The sequence below is a fragment of the Sandaracinus amylolyticus genome (assembly GCF_000737325.1).
Lineage (GTDB): Bacteria > Myxococcota_A > Polyangia > Polyangiales > Sandaracinaceae > Sandaracinus > Sandaracinus amylolyticus.
Map to the genome: position 1 here is coordinate 3,185,316 of NZ_CP011125.1, position 19,639 is coordinate 3,204,954.

18 protein-coding genes are annotated in these 19,639 nt (G+C 70.8%); 10 read left to right on the forward strand and 8 right to left on the reverse strand.

Annotated elements, in window-relative coordinates:
• Nucleotides 1–6: 6 nt before the first annotated feature.
• The 7 genes from DB32_RS13360 to DB32_RS13390 are packed head-to-tail and all read left to right on the forward strand — an operon-like array spanning nt 7 to nt 6,260.
• Nucleotides 7–1,098 carry a PEGA domain-containing protein gene (locus DB32_RS13360; RefSeq protein ID WP_083457359.1) on the forward strand — a complete coding sequence of 364 codons (1,092 nt, stop codon included), beginning with the start codon at nt 7–9 and terminating at the stop codon, nt 1,096–1,098.
• 30 nt (nt 1,099–1,128) lie between these two features.
• A complete protein-coding gene (locus DB32_RS13365; protein WP_157069011.1) occupies nt 1,129–1,791 on the forward strand; it encodes a hypothetical protein in 663 nt (220 codons plus the stop codon).
• Between the two features lie 54 nt (nt 1,792–1,845).
• Nucleotides 1,846–2,193, forward strand: a complete 348-nt coding sequence (locus DB32_RS13370) for a hypothetical protein (RefSeq protein ID WP_053232851.1) — start codon at nt 1,846–1,848, stop codon at nt 2,191–2,193.
• A gap of 40 nt (nt 2,194–2,233) precedes the next feature.
• The gene (locus DB32_RS13375; protein WP_053232852.1) at nt 2,234–3,157 is read left to right on the forward strand and encodes a LysR family transcriptional regulator; all 924 of its coding nucleotides are present in this window, start codon (nt 2,234–2,236) and stop codon (nt 3,155–3,157) included.
• Nucleotides 3,158–3,197: 40 nt separating this feature from the next.
• Nucleotides 3,198–3,809, forward strand: coding sequence for a hypothetical protein (locus tag DB32_RS13380; RefSeq protein ID WP_053232853.1), 612 nt, complete (start codon nt 3,198–3,200; stop codon nt 3,807–3,809).
• Nucleotides 3,810–3,819: 10 nt separating this feature from the next.
• Complete coding sequence (locus DB32_RS13385) at nt 3,820–4,566, forward strand: hypothetical protein (protein WP_053232854.1); 747 nt, start codon at nt 3,820–3,822, stop codon at nt 4,564–4,566.
• Nucleotides 4,563–6,260, forward strand: a complete 1,698-nt coding sequence (locus tag DB32_RS13390; RefSeq protein ID WP_053232855.1) for an ATP dependent DNA ligase — start codon at nt 4,563–4,565, stop codon at nt 6,258–6,260. Before DB32_RS13385 ends, DB32_RS13390 begins: the two co-directional genes overlap by 4 nt.
• 22 nt (nt 6,261–6,282) lie before the next feature.
• Here the strand turns inward: DB32_RS13390 and DB32_RS46680 are convergent, their stop codons facing one another.
• Nucleotides 6,283–6,444, reverse strand: a complete 162-nt coding sequence (locus DB32_RS46680) for a hypothetical protein (protein WP_157069012.1) — start codon at nt 6,442–6,444, stop codon at nt 6,283–6,285.
• Here DB32_RS46680 and DB32_RS13395 point away from each other — a divergent pair.
• Together DB32_RS13395 and DB32_RS13400 are read left to right on the forward strand one after the other, a co-directional pair.
• Nucleotides 6,443–7,348, forward strand: a complete 906-nt coding sequence (locus tag DB32_RS13395; protein ID WP_205627050.1) for a DNA-methyltransferase — start codon at nt 6,443–6,445, stop codon at nt 7,346–7,348. The two genes, DB32_RS46680 and DB32_RS13395, sit on opposite strands and share 2 nt — an antisense overlap.
• 48 nt (nt 7,349–7,396) lie before the next feature.
• Nucleotides 7,397–7,648 (forward strand): hypothetical protein, encoded by a 252-nt coding sequence (locus DB32_RS13400; protein WP_157069013.1) that lies wholly within the window; start codon nt 7,397–7,399, stop codon nt 7,646–7,648.
• Between the two features lie 151 nt (nt 7,649–7,799).
• On the opposite strand, the gene DB32_RS13405 is transcribed toward DB32_RS13400, so the two are convergent.
• The 7 genes from DB32_RS13405 to DB32_RS13435 form a co-directional block, all read right to left on the reverse strand.
• Complete coding sequence (locus DB32_RS13405; protein WP_053232857.1) at nt 7,800–11,960, reverse strand: hypothetical protein; 4,161 nt, start codon at nt 11,958–11,960, stop codon at nt 7,800–7,802.
• A 185-nt stretch (nt 11,961–12,145) separates the two neighbouring features.
• Nucleotides 12,146–13,795, reverse strand: a complete 1,650-nt coding sequence (locus DB32_RS13410; protein ID WP_053232858.1) for a putative metal-binding motif-containing protein — start codon at nt 13,793–13,795, stop codon at nt 12,146–12,148.
• A gap of 128 nt (nt 13,796–13,923) precedes the next feature.
• Nucleotides 13,924–14,955, reverse strand: a complete 1,032-nt coding sequence (locus DB32_RS13415; protein WP_157069014.1) for a hypothetical protein — start codon at nt 14,953–14,955, stop codon at nt 13,924–13,926.
• Between the two features lie 150 nt (nt 14,956–15,105).
• Nucleotides 15,106–16,035 (reverse strand): PfkB family carbohydrate kinase, encoded by a 930-nt coding sequence (locus DB32_RS13420; protein WP_053232860.1) that lies wholly within the window; start codon nt 16,033–16,035, stop codon nt 15,106–15,108.
• Between the two features lie 112 nt (nt 16,036–16,147).
• On the reverse strand, nt 16,148–17,014 hold the full coding sequence (mtnP, locus tag DB32_RS13425; RefSeq protein ID WP_053232861.1) for an S-methyl-5'-thioadenosine phosphorylase: 867 nt from the start codon (nt 17,012–17,014) through the stop codon (nt 16,148–16,150).
• 29 nt (nt 17,015–17,043) lie between these two features.
• Entirely contained in the window at nt 17,044–17,964 is a 921-nt protein-coding gene (locus DB32_RS13430; protein WP_075097516.1) for a Ppx/GppA phosphatase family protein, read from the reverse strand.
• Complete coding sequence (locus DB32_RS13435; protein WP_169791436.1) at nt 17,961–18,764, reverse strand: OmpA/MotB family protein; 804 nt, start codon at nt 18,762–18,764, stop codon at nt 17,961–17,963. The genes DB32_RS13430 and DB32_RS13435 overlap by 4 nt, the downstream gene beginning before the upstream one ends.
• A gap of 426 nt (nt 18,765–19,190) precedes the next feature.
• Here DB32_RS13435 and DB32_RS13440 point away from each other — a divergent pair, with 426 nt between their 5' ends.
• The gene (locus DB32_RS13440) at nt 19,191–19,484 is read left to right on the forward strand and encodes a hypothetical protein (protein ID WP_157069015.1); all 294 of its coding nucleotides are present in this window, start codon (nt 19,191–19,193) and stop codon (nt 19,482–19,484) included.
• Nucleotides 19,485–19,639 lie beyond the last annotated feature (155 nt).

Here is a 19,639-nt window from a genome sequence, read left to right on the forward strand (position 1 = left end):
GCACGAATGTCTCGACTCTGCAGCTTCCTTCCAGCTCTCCTCGCGATCGCCGTCGGGCTCGCTCCGGCGCTGATGGCCCCGGGCCTCGCGTCGGCCCAGCAAGCGGCGGCGCCCACCGCGGAGCAGCGCCAGCGCGCGCGTGAGCTCTACGGAGAGGGCCAGGCGCACTTCGAGGCGGGACGTTTCGCGGAAGCGCAGGCGGCGTTCGAGGGCGCGTACCGAGAGGTGCCGAACCCGGTCGTGCTCCTCGGTGTCGCGTCGGCGCAGGAGGGCCTCGGGCAGCCGCTCGATGCCGCGCGCACGCTGCGTCGCTACCTGCGCGAGCGACCCGACGCACCGGATCGCGCCACGATCGAGCAGCGCATCGCGGCGATGGATCCGAACGGCGTGACCGCCTCGCAGGAGCCCGCCGCGCCGGCCGCGACGGGCACGATCCGCGTCGTCTGCACGCCTGCCGGCGCGGCGATCGCGCTCGACGGGACCGACACCGGACGCACGGCGCCGGCCGACCTCGAGGTGCCCGCGGGTGAGCACACGATCACGCTCACGCTCGCGGGGTACCAGCCGATCACGGAGACCGTGAACGTCGCGGCGGGCGGCATGAACGAGCTCGCGCTCACGCTCGTCGAGGCGAGCGCGGAAGGCGAAGGCCTGCAGGGCGAGGGCGATGCGTTCGGCGAGGGCGGCGTCGAGGAAGCGACCGCCGAGGGCGAGGCCGAGGGCGCTGCCGAGCCTCCGCCGCCGGCGGACACCGGCCCGAGCGCGGGGGTGTGGGTCACCACGGCGATCGCGGGCGTGGGGCTCGTGACCGGCACGATCTTCGGGTTCCTCGCGCTCTCGGAGCAGAGCGACTTCGACGCGATGCCCACCGCTGACGCGGCCGATCGCGGCGAGACCTTCGCGCTGATCGCGGATCTGTCGTTCGGCGTCGCGATCGCGGCGGGCGTGACGGCGATCGTGCTCTACGCGGTCGATCGCCCGCAGCCCGAGAGCGAGACGCCGCCGGAGACGGCGCGTCGCGACGAGGGACCGCGCTTCACGCTCGCCCCGTGGGCCTCGCCGACGTCGGGCGGCGCGGCGGCGCGCATCGAGTTCTGACCTGCTTCTCTTGTGCGGAGGATCGAGAGGATGCTTGGAGTGAACGCGCGGGCGCGCATCATCGCGGCGCTGCTGGTCGGCCTCGCGCTGCAGGGATGCCAGCTGATCGTCGACTTCGATCGCAGTCGGATCGTGGAAGGCGATGCCGGTGTCGACGCCGGCGCGGCCGACGCGGGCGGTGGCGGCATGGACGCCGGGAGCGACGCGGGCGGCGACGACGCGGGCACCGACGCGGCGATGGACGATGCGGCGATGGACGACGCCGGGAGCGACGCGGCGATGGACGACGCGGGGAGCGACGCGGCCGTCGCGATGACCTGCGGCAACGGGACCGAAGAGGGCACCGAGGCCTGCGACGACGGCAACACCGTCACCGAGGCCGAGTGCCCGTACGGCTCGACGCCGCCGTGCATGATCTGCGACGCGACGTGCGAGCACGAGATCGAGCGCACGACCGCGCCGCGCTGCGGCGACGGCGACACCGACGCGCCGCAGGAAGACTGCGACGACGGGAACACCACGACGGAGCGCTGCGCGTACGGCACGGCGACCTGCACCGTGTGCGACGCGACCTGCCAGGACGCGGCCGCCACCGGTCCGACGTGCGGCGACGGAACCGTCGACGCCCCGCAGGAAGAGTGCGAGCCGCCGAGCACCGCGACCTGCGACGCGAGCTGCCAGGACGTCACCTGAGCCGCGGGTAGGGCGACGTTGCGGTGCCGCGACGTCGCCCTAGAATCGCGCTCGATGGACTCGCGCGACGAGAAGAAGACCGCGGCTCCGAAGCCCGAGGCTCCGCGCCGCGAGGATGTCGTCCTCGTGCACTCTCCGACGGACGACGGTCGCGGCTGGCGCGTGCTGCGCAAGCGCGAGGATCGCATCGAGGCCGGCGCGATCCATCCGGTGCGCGAGGGTCAGCCGATCCAGGGCGAGCTCGTGTCGCTCAGGCAGCGCGCGGGCACGCCGCTCTTCGACGTCGAGACCCACTACGCGCCGAAGAGCGGCCCCGCGCAGGTCGCGAGCTCCGCGTATCGCGCGAACTGGGATGCGATCTTCGGCTCCCGCGCCGACGACACGCCGCAGCTGACGAACTGATCGCGTCCTATCGCGTCCGCCGGCGTCATAGAATGCGTCTATGTCGCCCGACGCGCTGACGCCGGCCGCGCTGCGCTACTTCGTGTGCATCGCGGAGCTCGGGAGCCTCACTGCCGCGTCCCGCGCGCTCCGCATCAGCCAGCCCTCGCTCACCGTCGCGCTGCGCAAGCTCGAGGAGGAGCTCGGCACGACGCTGTTCGTGCGCACGAGCCGCGGCGTGCGCACCACGTCGAGCGGTGACGCGCTGCTGCGCCACGCGCGACAGGTGATGCGCTCGCTCGCCGATGCGCGCACCGAGATCGAAGGGCTCGAGAAGGAGCCCCGCGGGCGCTTCACGGTCGGGTGCCACGAGAGCCTCGGCGCGTACTTCCTGCCCGGCCTCATGGCGCCGTTCCTCGCGCGTCATCCGGGGATCGAGCTCGCGCTGTGGAACGGCAACTCGCGCGACGTGCAGCGCGCGGTGCTCGATCGTGTCGTCGACGTGGGCATCGTCGTGAACCCCGAGCCGCATCCCGAGCACGTCGTGCAGACGCTCTTCGAGGATCGCGTCGAGCTCGTGGTGACGTCGGCGCTGCGTCGCACCGCGCGTCGTGAGCCGCTCGCGCTGCTGCGCTCGCACCCGCTCCTGTACGTGCCGGCGCTGAAGCAGGTGCAGTGGCTGCTCGTCGCGCTCGAGAAGCGCGATGTGCGCGCGTCGCGCCCGCTGCCGTGCTCGAGCATGGAGCTCGTGAAGAGCCTCATCCTCGACGGCACGGGCGTCGGCGTGCTGCCGCGTCGCGTCGCGAGCCATCGCGTCGCCGAAGGACGCCTGGTCGCGCTCGACGATGCGCTTCCGGCCTACGAAGACTCGATCGCGGTGGTGCGCCGCGCCGACGCGCACGTCACGAGCGCGATGCGCCTCCTGCTCGACGCGCTCGTCGCGCACGGACGGAGCATGCGCGCCGCCGCGAGCGTATCGCGATAGGATGCCGGTCCCCGCCTGCGGGGCGGGACGAGGAGCGATCATGGCGCGTTCGATCGTGTTGCGTCTCGGGGACGAAGAGAGCGCCTTCGCGTTCGCGAAGGTCGAGCGCGACAAGCTCTACGGGCGCAAGCAGCGGGTCGTCGTCGACGAGCAGAACCGCGCGTGCGCGCAGGCGTACCTGACGGCCGACGGGACCGCGCTCGTGCCCACGGGTGGCACCGCGCACGTGTGGATCGACGAGCGCTGGGACGCGGTCGAGCAGGACGGACGCCTCCCGGTGGACGAAGCCGGACAGGCGCTCGAGCTGCATCCGTCGACGCTCGGTGTCGCGCAGGACGCGAGCGTGGTCGACCCCAAGCGCGTGCTCGATCACGTCACGAGCGCGATCTACCAGCTCGATGCCGAGGCGATCTCGCCGAAGCTCGAGGACGTGCTCGCGAAGGGCGGGATCGTCGAGGTGCCGTTCTGCTACCGCGACGGCTTCGATCAGGACGTGCTCTTCGTGCTGAAGAACGACGAGGGCTACTTCGCGATGGTGGCGCAGCCGACGGGGTTCGAGATGCTCGAGCGCGAGGCGCTCCCGCTCGCGATCGAGCCCTCGGGCGAAGAGAGCGACGAGCTCTCGGACGATCTCGACTTCTCGATGATGTGAGGGAAGGGCGATGCCGAGGCTGATTTCGATCGCAGATGCGAAGAAGCGCGACGCGCAGATCGAGCTCGTGTCGCCCGCTCGCGGCGAGCGCGTGCGCTGGGTGAGCAAGGGCCACGGCGCGCCGCTCAAGCTCGAGCGCCTGATCAAGAGCACCGAGAAGACGAGCTTCGACGCGCTCGTGAAGCAGGTGGGCTCGCCCGAGGCGCTGTCCAAGGCGCTGGTCGAGGGCGATCCCGAGATCGATCTCGAGCAGGTCGGTCGCCGGCTCGGCAATGCGACGCGCGTGTGGGTCGGGCCCGAGGGCAACGTGCTCTACGCCGCGCGTGTGCTGCAGATCGTGAGCGCGCCCGACGGCGCCGAGAAGTCGCGCGCGGACTTCGTCGACGTCGAGGCGACGGTCGGCGAGGAGCAGCCGCCGATCCTGTGGTCGGGGCGACTGATGCCCGCCGATCAGGTGGTGCGCCGCTTCGCGCTCGTGCGGAAGGTGCAGCTGCGCCACGTGAACGGCCTCACCTTCGACTTCCTCCACGACATCGCGGCGCACCTCGATCGCGAGCAGAAGCTGCTCGTGGTCGGCGCGGGACCGAAGGCCGCGCTCCCGCTGATCTTCCAGACGAACGGCACGCCGTTCCGCGGGTTCCTCGAAGGACGCGTCGAGGGCGAGCGCTACAAGCTCGTGCTCCACCTCTCGAACCTCGAGATCAAGCGCGTCGCCGCGCCCGCGAAGGACGTCGCGCTGCCGAAGGAGGGCGCATGAGCGCCGAGGCGTGGAAGTCGTGGGCCGCGGTGAGCGAGCCCTACGGGAGCGGGCGCAAGGCCGGCGTCGGCGCGCTGCTCGATCAGGATCTCCTCTCGCGGCTCAAGCGCTACAAGCGCCAGGTCGCGAAGCGCTATCGCGTGGTCGAGCCCGACATCGTCGATCGCGCGCTGCCGAGCGGTGAGCAGCTCTTCATCTCGCCCAAGCTCGACGGAGAGCTCTGGTTCCTCGTGAAGCGCGAGGGCGACGTCGCGCTCGTCGCGTACAACGGGCGCGTGCTGCACGGCATCTCGGTGCTGAGCGGGGTCGCGAAGAAGCTCGAGGGGGTCTCGCAGATCGTGATCGCCGGCGAGCTCGTCGGCGCGTCCGGCAGCGAGCGGCCGCGATCGCACCACGTGAACACTGCGCTCTCGGACACGAAGCTCGAAGGCGCGCTCTCGTTCCACGCGTTCGATCTCGTCGAGGAGGACGGCGCGGACGCGCTCTCGCGCAACTACGAGGCGCGGCACACGCGCTTGCTCTCGCTGCTCGGCGAGGACGCGGGCGCGCGCTGCACCGTCGTGCACACGCAGCGCGGCGAGCCGAACGTCGTCGCGCAGCGCTATCGCGACTGGGTGCTCGCGGATCGCTTCGAGGGCGTCGTCGCGCGCAGCGATCGCGGCCTCACCTACAAGATCAAGCCGACGAGCACGGTGGATCTCGTCGTGCTCGCGTTCGGCGAGCGCATCACCGGCAACGTGAAGCAGGTGCGCGAGCTGCAGGTCGGCCTGGTGCGCGAGGACGGGAGCTTCCAGCTCGTCGGGTCGGTGGGCACCGGCCTGTCCGAGGACGATCGCGTGAAGTGGCACGCGAAGCTCAGCGCGATCGAGGCGAAGAGCTCGTTCCGCCTCGCGAACCGCGAAGGCACGCTGTGTCGCTTCGTGCGGCCCGAGATCGTCGTCGAGGTGCGCGTCTCCGACTTCCTCTCGAGCGACGGATGGGACGTTCCGATCCGACGCATGTCGCTCGGGTGGGATCCGTCGAGCGGCTGGCGCGCGATCGGTGAGACGCGCACCGCAGTGCCGCTCCATCCGGTGCTCCTGCGCGAGCGCACCGACAAGACCGTCGACGTCGGCAGCGTCGGGATGACGCAGATCACCGCGTACCTCGACGACGTCGCGGAAGAGGTCGTGAAGGCGACGCGGCGCGCGAGCGCCGAGGTCGTGCGTCGCGCGGTGTTCACGAAGGACGCGAAGGGCGCGGTCGCGGTGCGGAAGATCGTGGTGGTGCGCACCCACAAGGAGCACGAGGGATCGCACCCGCCGTTCGTGGTGTTCGCGACCGACTACTCGCCGGGCCGGAAGGAGCCCCTGCAGACGACGCTGCGCACGGCATCGAACGCCGAGGGCGCGGACGCGCACGTGGTCGCGTGGCTCGTCGAGAACGTGAAGAAGGGCTGGAACGAAGTCGTCGAGCAGCGGAAGGGCGTGCCCACGGTCGCGGCGGAGACGCCGCCCGTCGAAGAAGCGAGCGCGCCGGCCCCGAAGACGGCGAAGAAGAAGAGCGCCGCGAAGAGCGAAGAGCCCGAGACGACGTCGGCCGCGCCTCCGAGCGAAGCGGAGGACGCGGCCGACGAGGCGAAGCCGAAGAAGAAGGCAGCGCGCAAGCGCGCGACGAAGAGCGAGGGCGCGTCGCCCGAAGACGAAGCGAAGTGAGCCGGACTCACTTTTCGCGAGGTCAGATCCGGCGCACGGACTCGAGCGTGCGCTGGGCCGACACGCGTCGATCGCCGAGCGTCGCGCGACGCTCGTCGGCGCGGCGATCGGGCACCTCGCGTCGCGGCTCGGCCTCGGCGTAGTCGACGATCGAACGGGTCTGCTGGGGGTCGTTCCAGAGCATGGCGGGCAGTCTCGGCAAGCGTCGGATCGCGAGCAAGAAAGCGGCGCTGCGGCGCATCGTGCACGGCGAGAGCCTCGCCGCGCTCGCGACGCTGCCCGATGCGTGCGCGCGCCTCGTGTACATCGATCCGCCGTTCAACACCGGGCGCGTGCAGTCGCGCCGACGGCTGCGCGTGACGCGCGACGAAGAAGGCGAGCGCATCGGCTTCCAGGGCGCGCGGTATCGCGTCGAGAAGCTCGACGAGGTCGCGCGCTACGACGACAAGCGCGGCGACGAGTACGTGCCGTGGCTGATGTCGCGCGTGGAGGCATCGCTTCGCTGTCTCAGCGAGGATGGATCGATCTTCGTGCACGTCGATCCGCGCGAGTCGCACTACGTGAAGGTCGCGCTCGACGGATTGCTGGGACGCGCGTCGTTCGTGAACGAGATCGTGTGGGCCTACGACTACGGCGCGCGCACCAAGAAGCGCTGGCCCGCGAAGCACGACGTGCTGCTCTGGTACGCGCGCGACCCGAAGCGCTACGTGTTCGATCACGACGCGATCGATCGCGTGCCGTACATGGCGCCGAAGCTCGTCGGTCCCGAGAAGGCCGCGCGCGGCAAGACGCCGACCGACGTGTGGTGGAACACGATCGTGCCGACCAACGGACGCGAGAAGACGGGCTATCCCACGCAGAAGCCGCTCGCGATCCTCGAGCGCATCGTGCGCGTGCACAGCGCGCCGGGCGACGTCGTGCTCGACTTCTTCGCGGGGAGCGGGACGACGGGCGAAGCGGCGGCGAAGCACGATCGCGGGTTCGTCCTGATCGACTCGAGCCGCGACGCGGTGCGCGTGATGAAGGCGCGGCTCGCGCGCTGGGAGCCCGAGATCGCGCGCGTGCGCTCGCGTTCGCGCGTTTTTTGACCGGCGCTCGCCGTATCGTGCATGCATCGCCGCACGAGGTGGTCGGCGATGAGCGAGAAGGATCTCCTGGATCGCGTTCGTGCGTTGGTGGCGGACGTCACGCGCGCGCGCTTCGAGGGCAGTGCGTACGCGAAGCTCTCTCGCGCGCACGGCTACGCGGATGGCTACATGCGGGCGCTGCTCGATGCGGGGCTCGTGAGCCGTGAGACGTTGATCTCGGCGGTCGGCGACGCGCGTCGTGGTGTGGTCGACGGCGAGCTCGAGCCGGTCTCGGGCGTCTCGTCGCGCACCGCGGCCTGAGCCCAGCTGGAGTGCTCGCCTGCGCGAGGCCCGCACGGGAGCGTGCGGCGCACGCGGACAGTCTCTGACCGGAGCGCAGACGGAAACGCGAAGCGGCGAGCGCCTCTCTCGAGGGCGCTCGCCGCTTCTTCGTTCCGTCAGTGCGTCGTGATCACTCGACGGTCAGCACGCGCACGCCCTGCTCCGACGCGGCGCGCGACTCCTGGCGCCACCACGTCGCGACGTACGACGTGGTGCCGATCAGGACCTGCTCCGCCCAGAACCCAGTGTGGTTCTCGTCGTCGAGCACCGAGATCGTCCACTCCCCGCCGCCCGCGGCGCGACGCGCGAGCATGAGGTGCTGCACCGTCGCGTCCTGGTACGTGACGCGGATCTCGCCACCGTCGGTCACGACGATCGACGAGTCGTCGCCGACGATGTGGCGCCCGTCGGTGTGCGGCGTGGTGCCGTCGCTCGTGCCGGTGTCGATCGTCTGCGGCACCGAGGGCACGCCGCCCGCGATCGAGACGTAGCGCAGCGCTTCCTCGGCACCGTCGACGTACGCGACGTGCACGGTGCCCGCCGCGTCGACGAAGATCGACGTGCCGATGCCGCTGTCGCCCGAGCTCGAGTCGTCGCCGCGCGCGTAGCCGTCGACGAGGATCGGCGCGCCCCACGTGCCGCCGACGCTCGCCAGCTCCGACGCGTAGAGGTTGCCCTGGCCGCGGTCGTACCACGCGACCACGAGCCCGCCCGAGGGCGTGCGCGCGAGCGCGGTGTAGAGGCCGTACGCGGGCGGCAGATCCTCGACGTAGTTCGCGGGCAGCGCGGCCTGGCAGGTGCCCATGAAGCACTGGTTGTCGCCGCAGTCCTCCGCGCAGTCGCTCGTCGGGACCACGCACGAGCCGTTCTCGAGGCAGACCTGGCCGGTGCCGCAGAAGTCGGGGCGGCAGAAGACGTCCGCGCCCGCGACCTCGGTGATCGTCCAGCTCGTCTCGCTCGTCGGGTTCGCGTCGCTCGCGACGGCGACGCGCACGGTGCTGCGCGGCTGGCCCGAGCCCGCTGCGTTCTCCTCGACGCGGAGGTACGCGACGGCCGGCGCGCCGCCCTCGAGCAGCACGAGCGACGCGTAACGACCCGCGTCGCCGGTGTCGTCGACGGTGTGGGTCTCCCACGCGCCGGGCGATCCGATCGCGAGCTTCAGCGCGCCGTTCGTCGCGTCGTAGTACGCGATGTAGAGGCTCGACCCGGAGTCGGCGATCGACGTCCAGCGACCGACGTCGTCGCCGGGCGCGCTCACGCCTTCGCGCCAAGCGTCGGGATCGTTGGTGACCGGGCGGTCGGGGGCGCCGTCGACGATCTCCCACTCGACGTCACCGCTCGTCGAGATCGTGCCGAGCACGAGATCGCCGTAGCGCTGGTTCGTCGGCACGCCCGCGCTGTACGCGCTGACGTACTGCTCGCCGCTCTCGCTCACGACGAGATCGAGATCGGTGCCGATCATGCCCTGCTGGAGCGGCGGCTTGCGCATGCACTCGCTGCACGTGACCTCGCAGCCCGTGCCGACGACGAGGTTCGCGATCGGGCACGTGAACCCGGGATCGCAGAGCGCGTCGACGTCGTAGCTCGCGCACATGTTGGTCTCTTCGCAGCAGATCTGACCCGCGGTGAGGCCCGGCGGCGCGGCCGCGATGCACATGTCACCGCAGGGCGCGCCGCCACCGCCGTCGCCGCACTCGCAGCCCTGCGCGCCGAGCACGAGCGGGAGCATCAGCATCCCGATCGTCAGGACGCGACGCAGCTTCGCGCCATCGAGCGCGCGACGGCGGCGCACCACCATCGCGCCGAGCAGCAGCAGCGAGCCGACGAGCGCGAGCGGCGCGTTGCGGTCGGTGCCGCCGACCGCGACGCCGCAGTCACAGCCGCCGCCGACCGGGTTCGGAATGCCGCGGATGAGCGGGAACGTCGCGGAGCTCACGTTGCCCGCTTCGTCACGCACCTCGATGCCGAGCATGCCGCCGTCGACCAGCAGCGAGTCGGGCTCGTAGCGCGGCGACGACTGCCACGCGCTCCACTCACCGTCGCGCACGCGGAAGCGGTACTCGAGCTGCTCCTCCGCGCTGATGAGGTCGCTCGCGTGCACGACGAAGCCCGTGCCCTCGCTCGACACCTGCACCTCGGGCGGCAGGACGTCGACGATGAGCTCGGTGCGCGCCGGGCTGCGGTCGACCGAGTCGCCCTCGCCGCGGATGCGAGCGCGCGCCTCGATCACGTGGCGCGCCTGGAGCAGCAGCACGTCGTCGTCGATGCGGACGCGCGGATCGCTCGTCCACCGCGACCACGTCATGCCGTCGATGCGATAGCTGTACTCGTACTCGGCGCCCGGCGCGCCTTCCGCGCCGAAGTGGAGCCACACGCTGTTGCCGTCGCCCTGGGCCCACGTCTCGAGCGCCATGCTCTCGTGATCGAGCTCGAGGTCCGACACCTCGAGGCTCGTCTCGACCGGCGACACGATCGCGGAGCCCGCGAGCCGCAGGTTCGCGAAGATGCCGAGGAACGACTCACCGCCGTCGGCCACGCCGCGAATGCCTTCCGCCGGCACGTCGAGCTCGAAGCCCATGATGTCGGGGAGCGCGATCGGATCGATCGAGCCGCCGAGCATGCCCGCGAACGTGCCGAGCACGTTCTCGACCGCGCGCGCGACGTTGTCCGGCGGCTCGGTGATCAGCTCGTTGTTGAAGACCATCGAGTTGGTCGCGGTGACGCCCTCGATGCGCGGCACGATCTCGCCCGCTTCGACGTCCAGATTGATCTCGATGGTGAGATCCGTCTGGTACGTCATGAAGCGCACGTAGCGCTCGGTGCTCCACACGTACCAGTCGATCTGCACCTGCTCGAGGAACACGGTGAGCAGCGGCGCGCCCGCGTTCGTCCCGATCGTGAAGTCGGGCGGCAGCTGCGGGCGGATCGCGAGCGTCAGGGGCGAGCCGCGCTCGGGGAACGTGAGCGTGTTGAGCGAGGGCACGAGGCCCGACACGAGACCGGTCGAGAGCTGCTGGCTGAGGCGCGTGCCCGCACCGATGCACAGCATGCCGCTGTCGAACATCCCGTAGCCCGCGTAGTCGAGGAAGTCCTCGGCGATGCCGATGCCGACGTGCGCCGGCGTCGAGGTGCCGGGGATCACGTTGCCGCGGAACGCCTCGGCGCGCGCGATGCTGCAGCCGTCCGCGCCCGTGCCACCGGGCACGCAGGGCGGGTCGACGACGGGCACGCACGGGTTGTGTCCGGGCGACGTGGTGAACGTCGGATCCATCGACATGAACCCGCCCACCATGAAGAGCGACATGCCGTTGTTGACGGCTTCGCCTTCGCCGCCTGCACCGAGCACGAACTGACCGGGCGCGTGGGTTCCGGGCGAGAACCCACCGAGGAACGCCGCGCCGAGATCCCCGCGACCGTCGGTGCCGAGGAGGATCGGCACGCACTGATCCGGCGCGGACTCGAACACGCACACCGCGTCGGGACCCGCGCCGTCGGGGCGCGAGCCGGGCGTCGGGCATCCGGTCTCGCCGGCGCGCGTGCAGAGCTGCGAGTCGATCGCGTCGGTGAGAACGGGCGTGATCTGACCGGTGAGCGCGCCGAGGAGCTGGCCCTTCACGAGGCCGATGACGCCGTTGATGATCCCGCCGTCGAGACCGTCACAGCCACCGATGTCGATGTCGTCGTCCTCGATGTCCTGGCCGCTGGCGAAGTTGGCGCTGGCGACCGCGACGCGCGTGTACCCCGTGCGAGGCGCTCGCGTTTCCTCCACGAAGTCGATGTCGGCCGCGAATCCGATGTGCGGGCGCGATCCGTTCCTCGTGTCGATGTCGGCCTGGCACGTCGTGTCGAGCCAGAAGAGCACGCCGGATCCGCGCAGTCGGACTGGGATCGCGCGGCGATTTCCTGCCGAATCGCGGCTGTCGAGGATGACCTGGATCAGCGCGGAGAGGCGGTTCGACCCGTTCTGAGGCGTGAGATCGAGGTCCTGGATCTCACCGCGCGCGACGCAGTCGTTCGAGGTGCAGAGCGTGTACGAGACGTTCCCGACGCCGATCGACTGGCTGCCCGACATCTGCGGGACGTCGAACTCGAGGCCTCCCATGAGCAGCGTTCCGACGATGCTCATGATGTTGTCTTCGATGAACTGGATCCCGCTCTCCGAGAGCCGCACCTGCGCGGAGTTCGGAATGCGCTGGCTGAGCGGGAATCCACCCGGGATCGGCGCGACGCCGCATCCTTCGCACCCGGAGCAGCCACCGCCGCCGCATGCGAACACCGTGAAGATCAGCATGACCGCGAACAGCGGTCGGCTAAGCGAGCCAAGGCGTTTCATGGAACATCCTCCCCGACGCTCGCGCACATTGCGCAACACGCGGTTCCACCGTCGAGCGAGGATAAGCGGGTCGTTGAACGCGAATCAACGGCGGCCGGAGTGTCAGAGCCGGCCGTCGTGCGCGTCGACACCCGGACGAGCGTTCACGGACAGCGGATCGGACGCGCGTCGAATCCGGGCTCGCGACCTTCGGTCGCGTGCCCGAGAGGCACCCACGGTGTCGTTCCGATGACTGTTGCTCGCCCGATGCCCAGCGAGCGCACGGTCGTCGACTCGAGCTCGAGCGGTGCGCCGGCGACGCGTGCATCGCGAGAGATCGGATGGAGCGCGACGGACGACGAGTACGTCGTCGAGAGCCTCTGCGCGACGATCGCGAGCCAGCCTCCGGCACGCGGCACGATGTCGTGCGTGGCGAACGCGTCGACGGTGCCGATCGTCACCTCGTCGCCCGCCGGCCACGGACTGCTCGCAGTCGGCACGATCGAATGGACCTCCAGCGACGACGTGCCGGATCCCGTCGTTGCCCGCTGCAGCCACGCGATCGCGAGTCGATCGCCTTCGTCGGCCACCACCGGACGATCGTCGTGCAGCGCGTTGTCGGTGATGCGATGCGCCGTTCCTTCAGCGCCGAGCGAGGTGACGGGCTGTACGTAGATCTCGTAGTCCTCGGCCTCCGAAGCGCGGCCCGAGTAGACGACGTACGTCCGGTCGATCGACGTCGCGGGGACCACGACCTCGTAGTCGAGCGTGCTGAGAGCGATTGCTGTCCGCTCGCTGAAGGCGTCGGTCGCGATGTTCGTGCCCGAACGCATGCGGACGCCGCTCCCCGATGCGGCGTCGTGAAAGACCATCGTCGTGTACGTGTGCTCGACTTGCAGGCCGTGCGTCGGGGTCGCGAGGGTGGCGATCCGTCGGGGCCCGGCGGTCACGGCCAACGATGGAAGCTCGGCCGAGAGCAGGTAGACCTCGGTGCCGCGCGAGTACGCGACGTACAAGACCGCGCCGCGGACGTCGGTGTCGAGCTGATCAGTGTCGAGCGTGGACGCGAGGTCGACCGTCACGCCCGCAGGCGCGCCGGCAGCATCCAGAAGGCGCGCGTGCACGCCCGCATGGTCGGCCCACACCGCGACCAGCCCATCCGCTCGGGGCTCGACGTGGAAGTGGTTGCCCGCGAGCGCGATCCAGTCCACCGGCTCGCCGAACGCCAGCACACCTTCGTCGACCACGCCGTCGCAGTCGTCGTCGTCTCCGTCGCACGCCTCCGCCGGAGGCGTGCACGTCGCGCTCGCTGGCAGCGCGCAATCGGCTCCGCACGCGGCGACGCCCGTCGAGCCGCAGCTCGTCTCGCACTCGGTCGCGGCGCCGCGCACGCACGCGAACGTGTCGTCCGCGCCGCTCGCGCAGTCGTTGTCGCGGCCATCGCAGATCTCGATCGCGCCCGGGTGGCACTCGGCGCACGCGTCGTCGCAGTCGTCGCCGATCGGCACGCCCTCGCATCGCAGCGCGATGCTGCCCGCGCGTCCGCGTCCATCGCCGTCGCCGTCCTCGAAGAGCTCACGCATCGGGCGGCCATCCGGGCACGCCTCGGGCGCCGCTCCGTCCCACCCGGGCGGGAAGATCATCCCGCCATCGCTCAGCACGCACGTGCCCACGTCGGTCGCCGTCGTGCCCATCGGGCACACGCAGCGCCCTTGGTCCTCGCTCCACACGAAATCGCCGCACGCGTAGTCCGGCTCGCACGCGACCAGCACCATCGCCACGCACAGCCCCGACCCGATCACGACCTTCGACATCGAGCCCTCCCGCCGCGAGCCTACTCGCCACGTGCCGCCATCGCTCTCGCTCGCGCCGCGTTGCTCGACGGAACGACGAAGCCCGCCCGGGTGACCCGGGCGGGCTCCATCGCGCGCTCACGCGATCGTCAGTTCGTGATCTCGATGCCCTGCGCCGCGAACTGCGCGACGAGACGCCACGCGTTGCACGCGGGCAGGCCCGTCGTGCTGTCGCCGCCGCGATCGCACACGTCCTCTTCGCAGCTCGCGTTCGCGGTGCAGCCGCTCGCGTCGCAGAGCGAGTCCGGCTGCGTCATCCACGCGCTCTGCGGGTTCACCTCGCAGTAGTCCGCCTGGGTCAGCAGGCCCGCGATCGCCGCGCAGACCGTCGTCATCACGGGGCCGCTCACGACCATGCCCTCGCGCGCCGACGCGACCTCGATGAAGCCGTCGAGGATCGCGCCGGTCTGGAAGCGACCGCGGCCCTGCTGCCAGCCGACGCAGCTGCGCTCGCTGTTGAGCTCGCCCTCGATCACCTGGATGTTCCGCAGCTCGAGCTCGAGCTGCACGTCGGTCTCGGCCTCGTTGAGCACCGGCACCACGACCGAGCCGGTGTGGCGCTCCGTGACGACGCGCTCGCCCGTGATCGTGCCCGGGATCTCCGCGGGGCCGTAGCGCTCCACGTCGTCGACGCCGAGCGGGTCGCTGCCGTCGCCCGTCGGGAACGCGTACGTGCCGTCGTCGGCCTTCACGCCGAAGCCCGTGCGCACCGTGACCTCACCGTCTCCGTCCGCGCCCTCGACGCGGATCAGCCACGCGAACGTGCCCTTCTCGAGCGCGCCGTTGAGCACGCCGAGCAGCACCGGCCCGGTCAGCTGCGAGCCCTCGGGCGCGCTGATCTCGAGGTAGCGCAGCCGCAGCTCGGGCGCGTCCTGCGCGTCCGACTGCGAGTCGACGTAGCAGCACGGGCCCATGCCCGGCGTGCCGCCGTCGGGCGCCGTGCACGTGACGTCCGTCGGAGGATCCTCGGTGGGCAGCATCGGCGGTGTCATGGGCGTGCAGCCCGCGTCCGCCTGACCACCGCCGTCCATCCCCCCCGACGTCCCGTCGTCGTCTCCGCAGCCCACGCTCAGCGCTCCGGCGAGCGCGATCATCGCCAAGCCAATCCGCCCCTTCGACATCCCCAATCTCCTCGTGGTCGCGCGCACGCGCGAGGCGCCATCCTAACCACAAAGCGGGGCGGTCTGCGCGGTTCGTGGCGCGCGCAACGTTTTTTGTCGGCGCGCGCTACGGAATCCGTAGCGCTACGGATTCCGTAGCACTGCGTTCGATCAGAGCGTGCCGATCTCGGCCGGCGTCGCGAAGTGCGCGAGCCGCGCGAACGCCGCGTAGCGCGTCGCGATCTCCGCGGGCGTCACGCGCACGAGGCGCTCGACCGAGATCCCCTCGACGAGGAACGACGCCATCACCGAGCCGTGGATCACCGCGCGGCGCAGCGTCGCGCCGTCGACGCGATCCTCCTTCGCCAGGAAGCCGAGCAGGCCGCCCGCGAACGAGTCTCCCGCGCCCGTCGGGTCGAGCACTTCTTCGCACGGGTACGCCGGCGCGCTGAAGACGCTGTCGCCCTCGAAGAGCAGCGCGCCGTACTCGCCGCGCTTGATGACGACGATGCGCGGTCCCATCGCGAGCAGCGCGCGCGCCGCCTTGAGGATGTTGTGCACGCCCGCGAGCTGGCGCGCTTCCTCCTCGTTGATCACGAGCAGGTCGACGCGCTTCAGCATCTTGGCGAGCTCGAGCGGCTTGCCCGAGATCCAGAAGTTCATCGTGTCCGCGATCACCAGCTTCGGCGCGTCGATCTGATCGAGCACCGCGACCTGCAGCTCGGGATCGATGTTGCCGAGCATCACGTACGGCGTCTTCCGGTGCTCGGCCGGGATCTTCGGCTGGAACGACGCGAACACGCCGAGCTCGGTCTTCAGCGACTCGCGGCTCGTGAGGTCGTCCGAGTAGCGGCCCTCCCAGAAGAACGTCTTGCCCTCGACGACCTCGAGGCCGCGCACGTCGACGCCCTTGTCGCGGAGCAGCTGCACGCCCGAGTCGGGGAAGTCGCGTCCGACGACGCCGACCAGCTTCACCGGCGTGAAGTACGACGCCGCGAGCGCCGCGAACGTCGCCGAGCCGCCGAGCACGCGCTCGTGCGTGCCGAGGTGGTTGTGGATGGTGTCCTGCGCGACCGAGCCGACCACGAGCATCGACGACATGGGCTCACTCCTCATGAGAACGAACGGGGCACACACGAGTCCGCGCCGCGGCGATCCTCCTGCTGCGAGGACGCGCGCGGCGCGCACGAAGAACACGGGAAGCCGATCGGGCCTACGAAAGATGACGGCCGATGAGGGCCGCGAGCTTCTCCTTGGCCGCTGCCGAGATGTGCGAGGGCGGGGTGATCAGCGCGTGCCGCATCGCGTTCGTCGCGGGGCTCTGCGCGGGATCCGGGATCTTCGACGCGACCGCGCGCAGCATCGCCTGCGCGGTCCCGACGTTCTTCTTGAGCACGGCGAGCACTGCATCGACGCTCACCGCGGCCTCCTCGCGACGCCAGCAGTCGTAGTCCGTCACGAGCGCGACGGTCGCGTAGGGAAGCTCGGCCTCGCGCGCGAGGCGCGCCTCGGGGAGGTTCGTCATCCCGATGACGGTCGTGCCCCAGCTCCGATAGAGATCGCTCTCGGCGCGCGTCGAGAACTGCGGGCCCTCGATGCACACGTAGGTGCCGCCGCGGCGCGCGCGGACGCCGACCTCGAGCGCGGCGCGATAGAGCGCGTCCTGCAGCGCTGCGTCGATCGGATCCGCGAACTCGACGTGCGCGACCACTCCGTCGTCGTCGAAGTACGTGGTCGGGCGGCTGCGCGTGCGATCGATGAACTGATCGACGAGCACCACGTCGCCGGGGTGGATGTCTTCCTGCATCGAGCCGACGGCGCTGATGCTGATCACCTGCTCGGCGCCGAGCTGCTTCAGCGCGAGGAGGTTCGCGCGGTAGTTGATGCGGTGCGGCGGGATGCGGTGACCGCGCCCGTGGCGCGGCAGGAACAGCAAGCGCGTCTCGCCCAACGTTCCCGCGATCACGACGTCGGACGGATCGCCGAACGTCGTGCTGACACGGTGCTCGCCGCGATCGACGAGCCCATCCATCTCGTAGAGGCCGCTGCCTCCGATCACGCCGACGATTCGGGTCGTCATCGCGTTCTCCCGGCGAAAATCGCGCGACCCTAGCACCCGCCCGCGCCGGGCGCGAGGTGCTCCAGCGCGAGGCCCCAGCGCACGCCGCCGTTCGAGATCTCGATCGACGAGACCTCTGCGCGGATCGCGATCCGATCGAGCAGCAGCGCGCCCGCCGCCACGACGTCCTCGCGCCCCGGAGGCACCCCCGGCGTCGCGCGTCGCTCGTCGATCCGCATGGCCGCGAGGCGCATCGCCACGTCGTGCAGCGCGTCGCGCGAGAGGCTCGTGCCGTGCACCGCGCCCGCGTCGAACGGCTCGATCCCGCGCGCCACCGCGGCGACCGTGCACGCCGTCCCGGCGAGCGCGATCAGCGAGCCCGAGAAGCGCGCGTCGCCCGCGTCGATCGCGCGATCGACGTCGGCGAGCAGCGCGTCGATCTGGGCGCGCGACGGCGGATCGGCGCGGAGGTGTCGCTCGAACAGGCGCACGCTGCCGACGTCGAGGCTCACGGAGCGCGCGAGCCGGCCGCCGCGCCCCGATGCGATCTCGGTGCTCCCACCGCCGACGTCGACGATCGTGCTCTCGCCTTCCGGCACGCGCGGAAGGGCGCCGCAGAACGTGAGCTGCGCCTCGCGCGCGCCGTCGATCACCTCGATCGTCACGCCGAGCTCGCGCTGCGCGCGCGCGATCAGCACGTCGCGGTTCGTCGCGTCGCGCATCGCGCTCGTGCCCACCGCGACGATCGTGCGCACGCCGTGGATCGCACGCGCGCGCTCCACGACCTCGCGCATCGCGCCCATCGCGCGATCCATCGCGTCGTCGGCGAGACGTCCCTGCGCGTCGACGCCGCGCCCGAGCCGCGTGATGTGACCGAGATCGTCGAGCACGCGGAGCGACCCCGCGCGCTCGACGATCAGCCCGAGCAGCGTGTTCGTCCCGACGTCGATCGCGCAGACGCGATCGCTCAGGTGCCGCCTCCGCCGCCGCCGGTCTCGCCGGTGAGCGCCGAGAGATCGGGCAGCTCGTCGATGTTCGGCACGAGCTGGATCTCGATGCGGCGGTTGTGCGCGCGGCCCTCGTCGGTGTCGTTGCTGTCGACCGGCTGCGTGTCCGCGTAGCCCGCCGCGCTGATGCGCTCGCCCGAGATGCCCTGCTCGATGAGGAAGCGCGCGACGCTCACCGCGCGCGCCGTCGAGAGCTCCCAGTTCGACGGGAAGCGGCGCGATCGGATCGGCACGTTGTCGGTGTGACCGGCGACCTGGAACTGCCGGCCCTCGATCGTGCGCAGCACCGACGCGACCTCCGCGAGCGTCTGCTGGCCCTGCTCGCGCAGCTCGGCCTCGCCGGAGTCGAAGAGCACGTTGTCGGGCAGCTCGACGACCATGCGGTTGCGGAAGATCCGCACGCGCAGCCGGCCCGAGTCGATCATCGCGCGGAAGCGCTCGAGCATCTGCCGGAACGTCGCCAGGCGCGCCTGCTGCTGGCGCTCGCGCTCACGCAGCTCTTCGAGGGCGCGCTGCGTCTCGGTGAGGCTCGACTGCAGCGAGCTGCGCTCGCTCTGCAGGCCCTCGACGTCCTGTCCGAGCGCCTCGAGGCGCGAGACGAGCTGCGCGTTGAGCGCCTCGAGCTCGGTGATGCGCGTTTCCATCTGCGTGCGCTGCTCTTCGGCGCTGCGCAGCTGGCCTTCGAGCTCGTTGATCCGCGCGATGTCTCGCTCGTCGCGGCCGCCGCATCCCGCGACGGTGCCGAGCACCAGGCCGAGGGCCATCACGGCCACTGTTCCCCACGTCTTCGCCCGCATGTCGTCCTCGCCTGCCGCGTCACCGCGGCGCTGGTGTTGGAAGCCCTGGGTGCGGGTCCTCGAGACCGGGCGGCCGACCCGCGCGGCGGACCTTAGCCCCGCGTCCGCCGGGGCTGCAACCCCGAGCCGCGATCTGCCCGATCGGGCTGGTCGCGGCTTCCCGTGGAGTTCCGCGGGTGTGCGTGACCATGCGAAAAAACCGAGGAAATTCAGGAATATGCGAAACTGATCGTGAAATGAGGGGTCTGTGATCACTAAGTTAGATATAATTTATGTGGCAGTTCGGCTTGACACACTGAGTGACGTGACAATACGGTACGTCAAGTCGGTGGTCGTGAGACCGCGGACAAGGACCCCGAGGGCACTCCACGGGGCCGTCAAGGAGGTCGACTGATGGCGACGAAGAAGGCTGCGAAGAAGGGCGGCGCGAAGAAGGCCGCGAAGAAGGGCGGCGCGAAGAAGGCTGCCAAGAAGGCCCCCGCGAAGAAGGCGGCCAAGAAGGCGCCGGCGAAGAAGGCGGCCAAGAAGGGCGGCGCGAAGAAGGCGGCTGCCAAGAAGGCGCCGGCGAAGAAGGCGGCCAAGAAGGGCGGCGCCAAGAAGAAGGCGTCGAAGCGCGGCGGCAAGAAGGGCTCGGCGCCCGAGACCACCTCGATGGAGGCGGGCTCGACGAACCTCCTCAACGGCTGATCCCAGCCGAGCGCGGACCCGCTCGCGGGCGCGCATGAAAGTGACGGGCCCGGCGCGCAGACCGACCCAGGCGGCACGGGTCGCCGCCGGCCCAGATTGAAATCCGGAGCGTCTTCGGCCTCGCGTGCTTCGTGTGCGCCGCCCTGGACGTCATG

What these genes read in the sequence shown, in the direction of transcription:
- DB32_RS46680 (WP_157069012.1), bottom strand. Translation starts at nt 6,444, where the DNA reads ATGCTCTGGAACGACCCCCAGCAGACCCGTTCGATCGTCGACTACGCC.
- DB32_RS13375 (WP_053232852.1), top strand. Translation starts at nt 2,234, where the DNA reads ATGTCGCCCGACGCGCTGACGCCGGCCGCGCTGCGCTACTTCGTGTGC.
- DB32_RS13385 (WP_053232854.1), top strand. Translation starts at nt 3,820, where the DNA reads ATGCCGAGGCTGATTTCGATCGCAGATGCGAAGAAGCGCGACGCGCAG.
- DB32_RS13380 (WP_053232853.1), top strand. Translation starts at nt 3,198, where the DNA reads ATGGCGCGTTCGATCGTGTTGCGTCTCGGGGACGAAGAGAGCGCCTTC.
- DB32_RS13435 (WP_169791436.1), bottom strand. Translation starts at nt 18,764, where the DNA reads ATGGCCCTCGGCCTGGTGCTCGGCACCGTCGCGGGATGCGGCGGCCGC.
- DB32_RS13405 (WP_053232857.1), bottom strand. Translation starts at nt 11,960, where the DNA reads ATGCTGATCTTCACGGTGTTCGCATGCGGCGGCGGTGGCTGCTCCGGG.
- DB32_RS13420 (WP_053232860.1), bottom strand. Translation starts at nt 16,035, where the DNA reads ATGTCGTCGATGCTCGTGGTCGGCTCGGTCGCGCAGGACACCATCCAC.
- DB32_RS13395 (WP_205627050.1), top strand. Translation starts at nt 6,443, where the DNA reads ATGGCGGGCAGTCTCGGCAAGCGTCGGATCGCGAGCAAGAAAGCGGCG.
- DB32_RS13360 (WP_083457359.1), top strand. Translation starts at nt 7, where the DNA reads ATGTCTCGACTCTGCAGCTTCCTTCCAGCTCTCCTCGCGATCGCCGTC.
- DB32_RS13400 (WP_157069013.1), top strand. Translation starts at nt 7,397, where the DNA reads ATGAGCGAGAAGGATCTCCTGGATCGCGTTCGTGCGTTGGTGGCGGAC.
- DB32_RS13440 (WP_157069015.1), top strand. Translation starts at nt 19,191, where the DNA reads ATGGCGACGAAGAAGGCTGCGAAGAAGGGCGGCGCGAAGAAGGCCGCG.
- mtnP (WP_053232861.1), bottom strand. Translation starts at nt 17,014, where the DNA reads ATGACGACCCGAATCGTCGGCGTGATCGGAGGCAGCGGCCTCTACGAG.
- DB32_RS13415 (WP_157069014.1), bottom strand. Translation starts at nt 14,955, where the DNA reads ATGTCGAAGGGGCGGATTGGCTTGGCGATGATCGCGCTCGCCGGAGCG.
- DB32_RS13390 (WP_053232855.1), top strand. Translation starts at nt 4,563, where the DNA reads ATGAGCGCCGAGGCGTGGAAGTCGTGGGCCGCGGTGAGCGAGCCCTAC.
- DB32_RS13365 (WP_157069011.1), top strand. Translation starts at nt 1,129, where the DNA reads ATGCTTGGAGTGAACGCGCGGGCGCGCATCATCGCGGCGCTGCTGGTC.
- DB32_RS13370 (WP_053232851.1), top strand. Translation starts at nt 1,846, where the DNA reads ATGGACTCGCGCGACGAGAAGAAGACCGCGGCTCCGAAGCCCGAGGCT.
- DB32_RS13410 (WP_053232858.1), bottom strand. Translation starts at nt 13,795, where the DNA reads ATGTCGAAGGTCGTGATCGGGTCGGGGCTGTGCGTGGCGATGGTGCTG.